This is a genomic window from Psychrobacter nivimaris, assembly GCF_904846365.1.
Taxonomy (GTDB): Bacteria; Pseudomonadota; Gammaproteobacteria; order Pseudomonadales; family Moraxellaceae; genus Psychrobacter; species Psychrobacter nivimaris_B.
The window spans coordinates 29,956-45,235 of the sequence record NZ_CAJHAL010000017.1 but is presented as its reverse complement, the minus strand read 5'-3'; the positions used below and the strand labels follow the sequence as shown (position 1 = coordinate 45,235).

The 15,280-nt window shown below is 43.6% G+C and carries 11 protein-coding genes; 5 read left to right on the top strand and 6 right to left on the bottom strand.

The window, feature by feature from the left end:
* Positions 1–106 precede the first annotated feature (106 nt).
* Entirely contained in the window at positions 107–2,995 is a 2,889-nt protein-coding gene (gene rapA / locus JMX63_RS08390; RefSeq protein ID WP_201572003.1) for an RNA polymerase-associated protein RapA, read from the bottom strand.
* A gap of 454 nt (positions 2,996–3,449) precedes the next feature.
* On the opposite strand from rapA, the gene JMX63_RS08385 reads away from it, so the two are divergent.
* Positions 3,450–4,397, top strand: coding sequence for an NAD(P)-dependent oxidoreductase (locus JMX63_RS08385; RefSeq protein WP_201572002.1), 948 nt, complete (start codon positions 3,450–3,452; stop codon positions 4,395–4,397).
* 11 nt (positions 4,398–4,408) lie between these two features.
* Here JMX63_RS08385 and JMX63_RS08380 read toward each other — a convergent pair whose 3' ends face one another.
* Both JMX63_RS08380 and JMX63_RS08375 read right to left on the bottom strand, forming a co-directional pair.
* Positions 4,409–5,911 carry a flavin-containing monooxygenase gene (locus tag JMX63_RS08380; protein WP_406947839.1) on the bottom strand — a complete coding sequence of 501 codons (1,503 nt, stop codon included), beginning with the start codon at positions 5,909–5,911 and terminating at the stop codon, positions 4,409–4,411.
* 219 nt (positions 5,912–6,130) lie between these two features.
* The gene (locus JMX63_RS08375; protein WP_201572000.1) at positions 6,131–6,844 is read right to left on the bottom strand and encodes an RluA family pseudouridine synthase; all 714 of its coding nucleotides are present in this window, start codon (positions 6,842–6,844) and stop codon (positions 6,131–6,133) included.
* A gap of 480 nt (positions 6,845–7,324) precedes the next feature.
* Between JMX63_RS08375 and trxA the strand changes: the two genes are divergently transcribed.
* The 3 genes from trxA to JMX63_RS08360 all read left to right on the top strand — a co-directional run bounded on the left by trxA (position 7,325) and on the right by JMX63_RS08360 (position 9,990).
* Complete coding sequence (gene trxA, locus JMX63_RS08370) at positions 7,325–7,651, top strand: thioredoxin (protein WP_057761928.1); 327 nt, start codon at positions 7,325–7,327, stop codon at positions 7,649–7,651.
* Between the two features lie 525 nt (positions 7,652–8,176).
* Positions 8,177–9,445 (top strand): transcription termination factor Rho, encoded by a 1,269-nt coding sequence (gene rho, locus JMX63_RS08365; RefSeq protein WP_055125334.1) that lies wholly within the window; start codon positions 8,177–8,179, stop codon positions 9,443–9,445.
* 317 nt (positions 9,446–9,762) lie between these two features.
* On the top strand, positions 9,763–9,990 hold the full coding sequence (locus JMX63_RS08360; protein WP_101204904.1) for a hypothetical protein: 228 nt from the start codon (positions 9,763–9,765) through the stop codon (positions 9,988–9,990).
* Between the two features lie 196 nt (positions 9,991–10,186).
* On the opposite strand, the gene ypfJ is transcribed toward JMX63_RS08360, so the two are convergent.
* On the bottom strand, positions 10,187–11,074 hold the full coding sequence (gene ypfJ, locus JMX63_RS08355) for a KPN_02809 family neutral zinc metallopeptidase (protein WP_102092076.1): 888 nt from the start codon (positions 11,072–11,074) through the stop codon (positions 10,187–10,189).
* 551 nt (positions 11,075–11,625) lie between these two features.
* Between ypfJ and JMX63_RS08350 the strand changes: the two genes are divergently transcribed.
* The gene (locus tag JMX63_RS08350) at positions 11,626–11,985 is read left to right on the top strand and encodes a hypothetical protein (protein WP_201571999.1); all 360 of its coding nucleotides are present in this window, start codon (positions 11,626–11,628) and stop codon (positions 11,983–11,985) included.
* A 248-nt stretch (positions 11,986–12,233) separates the two neighbouring features.
* On the opposite strand, the gene JMX63_RS08345 is transcribed toward JMX63_RS08350, so the two are convergent.
* Entirely contained in the window at positions 12,234–12,533 is a 300-nt protein-coding gene (locus JMX63_RS08345; RefSeq protein ID WP_160022131.1) for an integration host factor subunit alpha, read from the bottom strand.
* Between the two features lie 215 nt (positions 12,534–12,748).
* Entirely contained in the window at positions 12,749–15,154 is a 2,406-nt protein-coding gene (pheT, locus tag JMX63_RS08340) for a phenylalanine--tRNA ligase subunit beta (protein ID WP_201571997.1), read from the bottom strand.
* Positions 15,155–15,280: the final 126 nt, after the last annotated feature.

The window sequence follows — 15,280 nt, the reverse complement described above, 5'->3', positions numbered from 1 at the left end:
GCTGTTTTTGCCAGAAAAATCGTAACTAAAGAGCAAAACAAGCAATCTCAACCATAAAAAAACGAGATGTATAATAACACCTCGTTTTTGACAAATACGCCGATATTTATGGCTTAACCGCTACGAGTACGCGAATAGAATCCGGCACTAATGATAAGTTACCAAGTGCTTGCTCACCTTGAGCTTTGAGCTGCTCTAAACGCTCAATCTCTTCAGGACGTACGTTTGGATTAATCGTCTGTAGATGTTTTAGACGTTTGATTTCGCGTGACCACTGCTGGCTAAAGCGGCTACTTGCTTGCTCACCAATTTCAGCGATCTGCTGACGAGCAATGTCTTCAGCTTCGTAATAACGCTGCTCAATCACATCACCGCGTACTCTAATGACTTGGCGAGCACGGTTTTTATCCAATCGCTCAACATGCGGCATAATCATCTCAGCACTGATACGAGCCGATAAATCACTGCCCTGCTCACTGATAAAGACACGGATATTTTGTGTGGACAAAGTCGCTGGCAGATTGAGCACTTTTGGCGCGATTGCTTCAACACGGAAGTTCACTTCTAGCAGTACCATACCTTGCGGAACAGCGGCACTTTTGAGCATGGCAACTGTCGTATTACCAAAGGTGCTGGTGCTCGCTAGCTCATAAATCGCACGCATCAATGGATGCTCGTGAGTGATAAACTCGATGTCTTCACGCTGAAGCGCTTGCTCACGCTCAAAGGTCAGGGTCATACCGTCTTCATCACCAAGTGGTAAACCATCAATATAGTCACTGATCTCGGTGCTATCGATAGGTGCGATCACCCACGAGCCATCACGCTGGATATTATGATCGATATTGGCAGAGGCAAAGAAACGCTCAATAAAGTGCGGCAGCAAATTATTACCATCGAAGTCACGCATAGCATCGGCGATACGACCTGCGACACGCGGACGACATGAGTTGTACTCTAACAGACGATCACGACCAGCTTGTAGCTGTGCTTCTAGTCCCAAACGTGTCTGTAGCGCCTCGTCAATAATGTCTTGCAAGATGACATTGTTTTCAGCGGTATCAGCACCCTCAAGCATTGGCTTGAGCTCTTGGATATATTGCTCTTGCACGCTTTGTGCCGTTGGCGATATCTGATTGAACATGTTCAGCGCATCGTTATACCACTGATACAGACGCTCTTGCGCTGTACCTTGCACATAAGGCACATGTAGCATGATTTGCTGCGTCTGACCGATACGATCTAGACGGCCAATACGCTGCTCTAACGTATCTGGGTTAGCAGGTAGATCCCATAGTATTAATTGGCTTGCAAACTGGAAGTTACGACCTTCTGAACCAATTTCTGAACATAGAAGTATCTGAGCGCCTTCACTATCTGCAAAGAATGCAGCTGCTTGGTCTCGCTCAAGCAAAGTCATCTGCTCAGTAAAGATAGCTGTTTTGATACCTGCATGCAGACGCAATACCGCCTCTAAACTCTCTACCGTCGCACCACTACGAGCGATTAATAGGACTTTTTGATGCTTAAGCTCACCGCGCAAAATATCAATCAACCAAGAAACACGTGGATCATCTTCTAGCCAGCCACCATCTGGTTGGTTTTCTTCGCCCCATAGCTGCTCACGCAACTTACCATTGGTTTGATAGCTGTCTTTCCATGCTTCAGGTAATGGCAATGGATATGGCTGGCTACTGCGGCCATAGAACCCTTTCACACTCTCACGAGTATTACGGAACAAAATACGACCTGTACCATGACGATCTAACAGCTCATTTAGTGCATGCGTTCGTAGTTTTTCATCTTCATTGATTGAGGATAGTTCTTCAATACTAATATCTAATAAGCTACTTAAGGCAGCGATTTGACCTTCATTCAATGGCTTTTCTTCTATTAAGACGCCAGCAACTGCTGCTGTTTCTGCAAAAGCTTCTTGACCATCGATAAACTCATCCAAATCATCAAAACGATCTGGATCAAGTAGACGCAAACGGGCAAAGTGACTTTGCGCACCAAGCTGCTCTGGCGTTGCTGTCAATAGCATCACGCCCGGCGTTTCTTCGGCGAAATCTGCAATCAAGTCATACTTATCATTGCCGCCCTGTGCTTCATCCCAATGCAGATGATGCGCTTCATCGACAACCAATAAATCAAACCCTGCATCCATCGCTTGATCATATAAGTCTGGGTGGTCGAGCAACAGATCCATACCACCAATAATACATTGCTCAGTAGCAAAGACGTTTTGTTCAGGATCGTGTTCTTTGATAGCCGCAGTACGCACTAGATCAAACAAGGCAAAGTTTAGGTTAAAGCGGCGACGCAGCTCAATCATCCATTGATACTGCAAACTATCTGGTACCAAAATCAATACACGCTCAGCTTTACCCGTTAATAGCTGCTGATGAATAATCATGCCCGCTTCGATGGTCTTACCAAGGCCAACTTCATCAGCCAGTAGTACACGCGGTGCGATACGCTTACCGACTTCGTGTGCGATATACAGCTGATGCTCGATGATATCGACACGTGCACCCATCAACCCTTTGAGTGGATGACCTGCCAGCGCTGACTGCATGCGCAAAATGTCTTGGCGCAGCTCATACCAGTCACCGCGCTCAATACGGCCAGCAAGCAAACGCTCAAGCGGCTTGGCCAATGTGATATTGGCAGCAAGGCGGGTTTCCATGATGCCGCGCTCGTGCTCATCGACGCCATATTTAAGTACACCCATCACTTCATCAACGGCATTGACCGTATAGCTTTTGCCATCTTGGTCGTAGATGCTATCGCCCACTTTAAACACCACGCGCGATAATGGCGCAGAGTTTTTTGCGTAGACGCGTGTCTCTTCACTTTGCGGAAATAAAATATGCACACATCGGTCGTCAACATCGATGACCACACCTAAGCCAAGCTCAGACTCCGTATCAGATAAATAACGTTGACCAACGGCGAATTCAGTACTGTGCAATGAAGCAATAGAGATAGTCATAAGGCGATGTCTTTTGTACTCAGATAATGAAATTTAGATAGATAGCTTAGAAAACAGCAATGGCGGCTAACAATAGCTAAATAAGGTTGTTCACACCATAAAATGTCAAAAAGACATAGAAGAAGTGCCACAACACCAATCAAGCCAATCGTTAAGCCCAACCATTATATAACGTTAGCGGGTAGATGAGTGCGTTAAGTTGACTTTTCAAGAGGCAGCTTGCGATAGCTATGATTTTATCAGCTATTTAATCGATACTATGTCAGACAAATACACGATTGTTAAATAATACAGATTATCCTATTTTATCAGCAGCTTATATCTGTTCAATCGATATTTGGTTGATTCGTTTTTGACTAAAAATACCAACGTGCTACATTAAGCCGATAAGGATTCATGCGATAACCATTTATTCGCTGATTATCTATAAGACAACAATAAGTAAGGACTAGCCATGCAAGCCGTTTTTTTAGACAAAGGTACTTTTTCTGAAGGTATTGACCTGCCTGCACCAAGGGGTGTGAGCGACTACATCACTTATAACGACACGCCAAAAGACACGGCTGTCATCATTGAACGTTGCAAAGATGCTGACATTATTATTACCAATAAAGTCCAGATTGGTGCAGAGGTGATAGAGCAATTGCCGAAACTTAAGCTGATCCAACTGACTGCCACTGGCATGAATAACGTCGATCAAGCCGCTTGCGATAAGCACGGTGTCGCGCTTTTTAATGTCGCTGGTTATGCGGTCAAAAGCGTTCCCGAACACACATTTATGCTCATGCTGACAGCGATGCGTGCTGGTATTCATTATCACCAGAAAGTCGCTGATGGCACGTGGCTGGCAAACGGCAATTTTTGCCTGCTGGACATACCGCTGATTGATTTGGAGGATAAGACGCTAGGTATCATTGGTATTGGCACCATCGGCAATCGCGTAACCGAGATTGCTCGTGCCTTTGGTATGACCGTACTGTGGGCAGAGCACCAAGGACGCGAACCACGCAGCGACGACTATACCGCGTTTGATGAAGTGCTGGCACGTGCGGATGTGATCAGTCTGCACTGCCCATTGAATGAACAAACTGAGCATCTTATTAACAAAGATACTCTGGCGAAAATGGTTAAACAACCGCTCATCGTCAACGTCGCACGTGGCGGCATCGTTGATAGCCAGGCATTAACTGACGCGATTAATAATGAGCAAATCATCGGCTATGCTAGCGATGTGTTTGAACAAGAACCTATCGCTGATAATGATCCTTTGCTCAGTATCAGCGATCATCCGCGTGTTATCTTTAGTCCGCACAATGCATGGGGCAGCAAAAGCGCTCAGGAGACCTTGTGGCAGATGTTAAATAAGCAAGTGGCCGATTTCATCGACAACCATCATCAATAATTACCAAGACGCTAACGGCTAAATCGTAACCAGTCGTCTTTTATCTTGCGATACTTAAGCATGATTCGATCGCTTAGATAGTTGTTGGTCACGAACCAAGGATAGCGATCGCCTTGCTTAGGTAGCTCGTCTTTGCCGCGTCTGACATAACCAGACGATAGCGAACCCATCACAGTATCTGTTTGAGCACAGGCTGTCATATCGTCAGTCTGTGCTTGTGGCATGGCGACTTGATAGCGTTGTTTATGCATATACCCCAGCAGCCTCACTACATATTGACAAGCCAAATCAATTTTTAGTGTCCACGAGGCATTGGTATAGCCAAACAGTGCAGCCAGATTAGGTATGCCTTCTATCATGACCGCTTTGTAGGTCATACGCGTGCCAATATCGACAGCTTGACCATCGATATATACCGCAGCTCCGCCCAACATCTGTAGCTTTAAGCCAGTCGCAGTAACGATGATATCAGCGTCGAGATGCTGGCCAGATTGCAGCATAACTCCTGTTTCAGTAAATTGGCTGATTTGATCGGTCACTACTATTGCGCGTTTGTCCTGCAGGGCTTTGAATAAATCACCATCAGGCACCGCACATACTCGTTGATCCCATGGATTATAGTCAGGCACAAAATGCTTGCTATCAACGCCGCTACCCTTTAACTCTTTTTTCACCCCACTTCTTAAGACTGCCTTCATCACCTTGGGTGCATGAGTCGCAACTTTGTAAAGGCCTTGTTGCCGTAACACGTTGCGCGCGCGTAATACCGTATAGGCCTGCTCTTTTGATAATGGTGAAAACTTGCCTGATAACCAATCAATAGCATGGTCATCACCCGGCACGCTTGCCACATAGGTCGGCGTACGCTGCAGCATCGTGACATGACGCGCACACTGATTATTGTCTTTAGCTACTAGCGCAGGTAGCAACGTCATCGCCGTGGCTCCACTACCAATAACGACAACTTTTTTATCATTATAGTCTAGATTATTCCAGTGCTGTGGATGGACGATTTGACCGTGAAAATCCTCCTCTCCCTCAAAGTGAGGGCGATAGCCTTGCTCATAGTCATAATAGCCAGTGGCACCTACGATAAACTTGGCAGTCTTAACAAACATCTCACCGCTTGCATGGTTTTTGATGGTCGCTGACCACTGTTGATCCTCACTAGACCATGATATCTGCTGAACTTCGTGCTGATAGTGGATATGCTCGGTCACCCCAAACTCGTGTGCCGTATCGGCGATATAGCGCTTGATATCATCGCCTGCTGCAAGCATTCTATAATCAAGCCATGGCCTAAAATTATAGCCAAAGGTCAGGGCGTCAGAGTCAGAGCGAATCCCAGGATAGGTAAATAAATCCCATGTACCACCCAAATCAGCACGCTTTTCTAAGATAGCAAAGCGCTGTGGAGGTTTTTGCTTATTAGTCGAACTTACCTGCTTTTGATTTTTGGGGGCTTTATGACCGAATAAGCCTTTATGCTGCTGTTGCTGTAAACGGCAAGCCATGCCAATACCTGCAATACCCGCACCGATGATCAATACTTCATAGTCGGCTACCTTACCCGTCTTTGAACTTCTACCTTTAAGGCGGTTTTTAATGGCCTGTTTGGTAGTGGTGATATCAAGCATACTTTCATCCTTGTGTTTGCATGACTGGCATTTTATAGCTGGCTTTAGAGCCGCTGTTTATCGCATCTATTAACAGTAAGCGGCAAAATCTACTTCTTAAAATGGGCAAGGACTCTCCCAGTCCATCCAAGCACCCAGTACTGGATGCTTTAAACGCAATTGCTGTGCATGTAAGTTGAGCCTTGGGGCTATCTCTAATGCTGCACCTTCAGCATAAATCGGATCGCCAATCATCACATGATCGACATGCACCATATGTACGCGTAGCTGATGACTGCGGCCTGTGACTGGCTTTAGCATGACTCGCGTGACTGCCTCACCATTACAGGTTTCGTGAGCCACAACTTCGTATAGCGTCAGCGCATGCTTTGACCAGTCGTGATCGACGATATGGCGCGGTTTGGTACTTGGCTCATAGCGCACTGGCACTGATATCTCACCAGTTGTGCCGACCTGCTCCCATTCACCAAAGACACGTGCTTGGTATTTCTTTTGCGGTAGACGTTCGATGAATTGCTTACTGATATTGGTTTGCGCTGCTGCGTTTTTTGCAAAAATAAGCAGTCCCGACGTGTCCATATCTAAGCGGTGAATCAATTTGACGGCTGGATTGGCACGCTCAAGACGGGCAAGCAGACTGACTTTGAGTGTTTTACCATCGACGCTTAATAGGCCTGCAGGTTTATCAACCACCCAAATGTCATCGTCTTCATAAACCGTAATTTCTTGCGCAAAATTTTTAAAGAACTCAAGCGGATAAGCGCTTTCTTGGGCATTGAGGGCATTAACTTCTTCATCGGTAAAAGGCATAAAATTAACTACTTATGTAAATTGGTTTTAAGATAAGGATTTTTGGTGGCTAATACTTCAGACACGACAGCTATATTTGGCACGATAGCCATTTTATGAACAACGGTTATTTGGATAAAAAGGCAAAACTTTGACTGATTTTTAACGTTATTAATATCGCTAGCTGCTAATCACTAGCTACTATATAAACAAGGTAAACATAAAGCTTCTATCGTGCTGAGATACATACTTTGATAAGGATAATCGTATTAAATAACAGATTAGACACGCTTGTGCTGCACCGTTTCGATTTATTGTGCTAATACTAGTTGTTAAACAATTTAACCAGCCTGTATCTGTCAAATTAGGGCAAACATGTTAATATAATGGCACATTTTCACCCATTCTAAACAATTCTTTGACCACCAACTGATTTATTATTAAACCAATATATAGGTTGATGAGTGGTGATAGAAGTAATAAAACAAGAGAGATAAAATTATGTCAGACCTTATTGTACATACTACCGATACAGACTTTGATCAAGACGTTCTACAATCAGACGTACCTGTACTAGTAGACTTCTGGGCTCCATGGTGTGGTCCTTGTAAAGCCATCGCCCCTATTTTAGAAGATCTAGCGACTGAGTACCAAGGTAAAGTTAAAATCGTCAAAGTAGACGTAGACAACAACCCACAAGCGGCTAGCCGTTTTGGTATTCGTAACATCCCAACGCTATTTGTATTCAAAGATGGCGAAAAAGTTGATTCAGTAATGGGCCTACAGCCAAAAGCTGAATTGGCTAAAGTACTAGACAAGCATTTATAAGTTAAATTTTCTCGCTTCAGACTATCTTGAGCGGGTAAAATAGAATAACCGAGAAAGCCATTATCTGACTAAGATAGTGGCTTTTTTGCTTGTTTTTTGTGCAAAAAACTCGATAATATGACTTTTTTGGCAAAATTTATTGACAACGCTATTGTGAAGACCGTATAGTCTGCTGACAAGAGAAAACCAACTGTTTTCCTAAGTATCTTGTCGCTATTCTCCTCGTGTTTATCAACAAAAACACAATCGTCATTATAAACACCATTGCTGAACAAAATGACTAAACGCAATTACTGATATTGAGTTTTTGACGCAGACTCTTATGTAGCCTTTTTTATCCTTATTTCTTATTACCTTGCCTCCAATGATGGCAATGCGTACATAAGCAGACATATAAAACCAAAACTACATAAACTACAGCGCTGTGCACACACCCATATCATCATATTACCGTTATTTTAATCACTGTCGTGACTTGTGCTGCTAATGGCATCTCTCATCTGATCAATTGCTAATGACCTATCTATGAATCTTACTGAATTAAAGAAAAAATCAATCGCTGAGCTATTGGCTATCGCCAAAGAAATGGGTCTTGATAATATGGCTCGTAGCCGTAAACAGGACATTATCTTTGCTATTCTAAAAACCCATGCGCGTAACGGTGAAGCCATTTATGGTGACGGCGTACTTGAGGTTCTTCCTGATGGTTTTGGATTTTTGCGCTCATCAGAAGGCTCATATTTAGCCGGTCCTGATGATATTTATGTCAGCCCTAGCCAAATTCGCCGTTTCAGTCTAAAAACTGGTGACAGTATCGCTGGTACGATTCGTCCACCAAAAGATTCTGAGCGTTATTTTGCATTATTGAAAGTCGGCGAGATTAACTTTGATACGCCAGATCGCTCACGTCATAAGCTTATCTTTGAGAACCTGACACCCCTATTCCCAACTGAGCATTTAAAACTTGAGCTTGGTAACGGAACCACTGAAGATTTGACTGGTCGTATCATCGATCTAATCGCTCCGATTGGTAAAGGTCAGCGTTCTATCATCGTCGCACCGCCAAAAGCGGGTAAAACGATGTTGCTACAGACCATCGCGCAATCGATCACTCGTAACAACCCTGAATGTTATTTAATCGTACTATTGATTGATGAGCGTCCAGAAGAAGTCACCGAAATGGTACGTACGGTACGCGGTGAAGTGGTTGCTTCTACTTTTGATGAGCCGCCACAGCGTCACGTACAAGTGGCTGAAATGGTCATCGAAAAGGCCAAACGTTTGGTTGAGCATAAGCAAGACGTAGTGATTTTACTTGATTCGATTACGCGTCTAGCACGTGCTTATAATACGGTTATCCCATCATCAGGCAAAGTATTGACGGGTGGTCTAGATGCCAATGCTCTAGAACGTCCAAAACGTTTCTTTGGTGCTGCGCGTAACGTGGAAGAAGGTGGTAGTTTGACCATTATTGCCAGTGCATTGATTGATACTGGTAGTAAGATGGATAGCGTCATTTTTGAAGAATTTAAGGGAACTGGTAACCAAGAGATTACGCTTGAGCGTGACTTGGCTGAAAAACGTGTATTCCCTGCGATTAATATCAAAAAATCTGGTACACGCCGCGAAGAGCGTCTATTGGACGAAGACAAGCTGCGTAAAGTATGGATTTTACGCAAACTGCTTCAACCGATGGATGGCGTACAAGCCACTGAGTTCTTGTTGGACCGCCTAAAAGAAGCGAAAACCAATGATGAATTCTTTGAGCAAATGAAGCGTAAATCACAAAACTAATTCTTAGTTAGTTTGCTAGACATATTCAGCTTCGATTTGATATTAAGACTACCTATAGGTAGTCTTTTTTATGACAGCATCCAAATATTAATAGTTAAGCCAATTAAACTATGCTGCTCTGTCATTCACAAGCACTACTGATGATACAGTACGGCAACATCGCTTACATCTTATTTGCAAAGTTTAGCGTTTTTACTACGACTATATTATTAGTAACGGATTATTATGACAGACAGTAGGAATGTACTTGAAAATATCATGGACACAGTATTTTGAAGGTATTGTATTTTAAACTTGATGACTTAATAGGTGATAATATGAAATTTGCTAAAACGATCGCAATGACTGCAATTACTAGCTCAGCCCTAATCATGACTGGTTGTAACTCTTATAGCGGTATGAGCAATACAGCTAAAGGTGCTACCGCTGGCGCAGCCGCTGGTGCTCTTATTAGAAGCAAAGGCGACAGCAAAGATATCGCTCGTGGCGCATTGGCTGGTGCAGCGATTGGCGGTGCTGGTGGTTATGTTCTTGACAACAACTAAATCTTTCTACGCTGATATTATTTGACAATTGATTGAGTAATATCAGATAAAAGATGATAAAAAAGCCTGCAATTCGTTGCAGACTTTTTTATGTCTTAATTTCGATTATAAGTCCATGCGCTAGACTTATAATCAAAAACATTAGTATTAGAAATACATCATTAGTCAAATACACAGTTATTAATACATATGGCCATTAAAGTGCACCGCTGAACGTATCGCAAGATTGTACATTACCGCTTTCTAGACCACGGGTGAACCATTCGACACGTTGTTGACTGGTACCATGAGTAAAGTTATCGGGCACTACTGCACCACCACTCGCTTTTGCTAGACGATCATCACCGATTTGACTAGCTGCATTCACCGCTTCATCAAGATCACCAGCCTCTAAAAACTGTACACGTTCTTGATTGCGCTGGGCCCATACACCAGCAAAACAATCCGCTTGCAACTCTTGCAATACTGATAGCTTATTGGACTGTGCTTGGGTCACTTGCTGACGAGCTTCATTAACTTGTTGGCTGATGCCCAATAACGTCTGAACATGATGACCTACCTCATGTGCTATCACGTAGGCCTGTGCGAAATCGCCAGCCTTGCCTTGGTTCTCTTCACCACCAGAGCCTTGCTGATCGCCTGATATGCCAAGATTTTGGCGCATCTCTACAAAAAATGACGTATCCAAATAAACAGTCTGATCCCCTGGACAATAAAATGGACCAGTTGCAGAGCTAGCACTACCACATGCCGAGCTAACCTGACCATTAAACAAAATCAATGACGGCTCTTGATAAGTGCTACCAGCTTCATTAAAGATTTGATGCCAGACTTCTTCTGTATCTGCTAGTACAACTTTCACAAACTGCGTGTCTCGGTCTGTGCTGGTTGCAAGCTCGGTAGATGACTCACTACCACCGCCTGTGACCGCTTGTCCTGTCTGTAATGCGGTCATTGGGTTTACCCCAAATACCAACCATAAAATACCTGCGATGATAATACCGCCAATACCACCGCCGATCATCTTACCGCCACCTGTGCTAGAACGCACATTCGAGCTGCCTCGTCTACCTTGCCATTTCATAATTCTATTCCTCAAATATAGATTGATTCATTATTTCTATTAACCACTATCTCTATTAGCCACTACTTCTATTAATCATTAATCATTACTTATGTTATATATTATTTGGCCAGTTAATTTACGCTATGACCTAGTCTACTATCCTAAAAGCAAGTAGAAACCTATAAAATTGCTAACTTAACTAGGATTTATGTAATATAGGACCATAATCGGACTATTTAATTCAATTCTTACCCATAAAAACGGGGCTAATAGCGAAAATTCGAGACAAAAAATGAGAACCAAAAGAGGTCTTAATCCCTCTGATGTCATTGATTATACGTCGATTAATCTAGCCTCTTGTATTAAAAAGTATATCGGATAGAGAAAGTAAAATATTATTTTAACTTTTATTGTTACTTAATTGTACAGGCTATTTCTATTTACTTAGAAAACCTATAGAATGCGTGGAAGCTGAGTAGCTGTAACTAAGACTAGTTGAATTCTGAGAAATCTCGGATTTCGACCTTTGTTGCTGCTACTGCTCATTTCATTTTTCCGGAGAAAACCATATGAAACTTAAATTACTTGCTCTAGCTGGTATCATGACTGCAACTATGGGCCTAACTGCCTGTGATAGCAGCAAAGAAAACGCTGCTGAAGATTTATCTGACGCGCAAGAAGAAGTGCAAGACGCACAAGAAGAGCTAGCTGAAGGCGCTGCTGACGGTGAAGCTATCCCTGCTGATGCTGACGCTGCTGTTGCTGACGCTGAAGCTGACATCGCTGACGCTCAAGTTGCAACTGCTACTGACGAAATGGACGCTGAAGTTCCTGTAGACGGCGACACCACTAGCGTAGACGTAGCTAGCGAAACTGATACTGCTGCTGTTGAAGCTTCTGACGAAGTAGTAGTTGAAGAAGCTCAGTAATTTATTGTTCATACAATAGATAAACTGCAGTAAAAAAAAGAGAGCCTATGCTCTCTTTTTTTACGTCTATCATTTATGATCTTAGTAAGATGCTACGTTATAAATAACCATAGTGTACGAGTCATGCTGCCATCTCTAAATACGTAAATGTATGCAAAAAAATAACTAAGTGCAAATACGCACTAGCATTCTTGGAAACTCACGATAAAGCAGGCACGCTATTATTTAGGGTAATGCCAAATTAGGTATTAGCTATCAAACAAACGCTCGTCAACCTTTTGACGAAATTTCTGTCCTGTTTTAAAGGTAACCACACGGCGCGCGGATACTGCAACAGGTTCCCCTGTTTTAGGGTTACGGCCTGGACGGCTGTTTTTATCTTTAAGCTCAAAGTTGCCAAAGCCTGAAAGCTTGACCTCTTTGCCGTCAATCAAACTCTCCGACAGCTCATCAAAAAAGTTCTCTACCAAACAGCGGCCTTCTTGGCGTGTTAGGTGCATGTGACTCATCAAATGCTCAATCATGTCAGATTTGGTTAAGGTGCTCACAGTACGACTCCTATGCTATGTCGTGATGTCGAATATCATGGTTTAGCGGTATGAGGGTTAAGGCTAGCTATTATAAAGGTTTTTTGAGCATTTTTTAACAAAGTCTTCATTAAAATCCTTTATTAATAACCACTTAACTTATTCTATGAATAGCAATGCTCCGTAGCCTCATGGTAAAAAGACTACAGAGCATTGGGTATAATACTTACTAAATGTTAGCTGTCGCGCAGCTGTACAGAATGCTGTTCAGTTAGCGCTTGTACCACTTTATCTGTAGCAGTTTTGACGGCTTCATCAGACAACGTTTGCGTACTATCTTGCCATATCAGCGCAAAAGCTAGTGAGCGCTGGCCTGCTGGTACTTTGTCACCTTGATAAACATCAAATAACCAAAGATCAGTCAGCAAATCACCTGCCGCAGCCCGTACTGTTGTCTCTAACGTCTGCAAACTGATGTCACTGTCTACCAAGATAGCAATATCGCGGCGTACTTGCGGAAACTTGCTTGGTGTCGTGATAGCATGCTGCTCACGTGCAATCATCAATAGCGGTGCCAGTGACAATTGAGCGACCCAGGTAGTAGGCAGGTCTAATTGCTTAGCAGTATTTGGGTGCAACTGGCCCAACCAACCAACATATACATCATCGATATATAACTCAGCGCTTTGTCCTGGATGCAGGAAGCTCAGCGTACTACGCTCATAGCGGATACGTGCGCTATCGATTTGTGCTGGTAATAGCTGCTCAATATCATGCTTTAGGTCATAAAAATCTAAGGCGCGGTTTTGATAAGCTTGCTCGCTCCATATATCACCAACTGCGACTAAAGCAATACTTGGCGTTTGTACTAAGTCACTAATACTTTGTCCAACAAAGCTAAGACCTGTCTCAAAGAAGCGTACACGTGGCTGCTGACGATTCAAGTTATATTGCACGCAAGGCAGTAGGCTCGATAGCAAAGTACGACGCATAACGGCTAAATCACTAGAGATAGGGTTTGCTAGTGCCAACACCTCTCCTAGCGCTTCGTCGTCAAGCAATGCTTCTAGTTTTGCATCACTAAAGCTAAAGCTGATCGCTTCCATATAGCCGTTGTCGACTAATGATAGCTTCATCTCATGGGTCAAATCTGCAGTATCATCATAATCCATACTGACTTGCAAATGTGGCAGGACACTTGGAATATTGTCATAGCCATAGATACGAGCAATCTCTTCGATTAAATCCTCGCGGATACTCATATCAAAACGATAAGATGGCGGCTTGCAAACTAGTGAATCGCTCTGCTGCTCTACATCAAAACCCAATTGGGTCAAGATACGTACCATCTCAGATGGCTCAATATCAATCCCAATGACATCACGAACTTTCGCGATTGGCAATGTAATTGGCGCGCGCGCTGGCAAATGCTCAAGGTTTTCAGCCGTGACTATTTGTCCAGCTTCACCGCCAGTGATACTGGTGATTAAATCACAAGCTCGTGCCAACGCCAATGCTGGCAATTCAAAATCGACCCCACGCTCAAAACGCTGCGAGGCATCGGTGTGCAATCCAAAACGGCGTGCGCGTGCAGCGATAGCCAGTTGATTAAAGAAAGCGCTTTCTACCACGATATTGGTCGTACTATCGGTGACACTGCTACGCTGACCACCCATGATACCAGCCAGTGCCAAGGCACCTTTATCATCAGCAATCACAAGTTCATCACCGGTCAAGGTAACGGTTTGCTCATTCAGCAAAGTAATGGTTTCATCAGGCTTTGCCAAACGTACAACGATATCACCTTCGATCGTGTCTGCGTCAAACGCATGTAACGGTTGACCTAATTCCATCAATACATAGTTGGTCACATCGACCAAGAAGTTGTGTGAACGTAGTCCTGACTGTACCAGTGCATCTTGCATCCATTTCGGAGTATCGATGCTACGATCAATATTGTGAATCGACTGCAACAGATAGCGAGGGCACGCTTCCTTTGCATCGACTGTCACAGCGGGCGTTGCACCATTATCAGAAGCGACTACATTGTCAGGAATCTCTGGCAACTGTACAGGCAAGTCATTGATGACTGAAATCTCGCGAGCGATACCACGTACGCTAAAGCAATCACCACGGTTTGGGGTGATTGAGATATCCAATACTTGATTATCTAGACCTAGATATTCACGAATATCCGTACCAACTGGTGCATCTTCAGGCAACTCAAGCAAACCATCTATATCATCGACTAAATCAATTTCAGAAGCACCGCATAGCATGCCGTTTGAGGCCACACCGCGTAGCTTACTCTTTTTGATTTTAAACCCTTTCTTATCATCGCTTGGCAATACCGCACCAACGGTAGCGACAGGCGCTTTCATACCGACGGTCACGTTAGGAGCACCGCAGACAATTTGTAATGGCTCAGCGTCACCGATATTTACTTGAGTAACACGCAATTTATCTGCATCAGGATGCTGCTCAATGCTGATGACTTCACCGACAACCACACCGCTAAAAGCACGGGCAACCGCATAGCGATCATCAATCTCAAGACCTGCCATAGTCAACTGTTCGGCTAACTGTTCGCTAGTATTTGTAGGGTTTACCCACTGACGTAGCCACTGTTCGCTAATTTTCATAAATATCTCGGATCAGAATTTTATAATAAAGATGTTGGAGTAAAGCTTGGCGAATTCACTTGCTATAGTCAATCTTATATAAGTTAGATACAGCGTCAGGCTCGCTCAGTCTACGATTTGTAGCAC

What these genes read in the sequence shown, in the direction of transcription:
- rapA (WP_201572003.1), bottom strand. Translation starts at nt 2,995, where the DNA reads ATGACTATCTCTATTGCTTCATTGCACAGTACTGAATTCGCCGTTGGT.
- JMX63_RS08385 (WP_201572002.1), top strand. Translation starts at nt 3,450, where the DNA reads ATGCAAGCCGTTTTTTTAGACAAAGGTACTTTTTCTGAAGGTATTGAC.
- JMX63_RS08380 (WP_406947839.1), bottom strand. Translation starts at nt 5,911, where the DNA reads ATGGCTTGCCGTTTACAGCAACAGCAGCATAAAGGCTTATTCGGTCAT.
- JMX63_RS08375 (WP_201572000.1), bottom strand. Translation starts at nt 6,844, where the DNA reads ATGCCTTTTACCGATGAAGAAGTTAATGCCCTCAATGCCCAAGAAAGC.
- trxA (WP_057761928.1), top strand. Translation starts at nt 7,325, where the DNA reads ATGTCAGACCTTATTGTACATACTACCGATACAGACTTTGATCAAGAC.
- rho (WP_055125334.1), top strand. Translation starts at nt 8,177, where the DNA reads ATGAATCTTACTGAATTAAAGAAAAAATCAATCGCTGAGCTATTGGCT.
- JMX63_RS08360 (WP_101204904.1), top strand. Translation starts at nt 9,763, where the DNA reads ATGAAATTTGCTAAAACGATCGCAATGACTGCAATTACTAGCTCAGCC.
- ypfJ (WP_102092076.1), bottom strand. Translation starts at nt 11,074, where the DNA reads ATGAAATGGCAAGGTAGACGAGGCAGCTCGAATGTGCGTTCTAGCACA.
- JMX63_RS08350 (WP_201571999.1), top strand. Translation starts at nt 11,626, where the DNA reads ATGAAACTTAAATTACTTGCTCTAGCTGGTATCATGACTGCAACTATG.
- pheT (WP_201571997.1), bottom strand. Translation starts at nt 15,154, where the DNA reads ATGAAAATTAGCGAACAGTGGCTACGTCAGTGGGTAAACCCTACAAAT.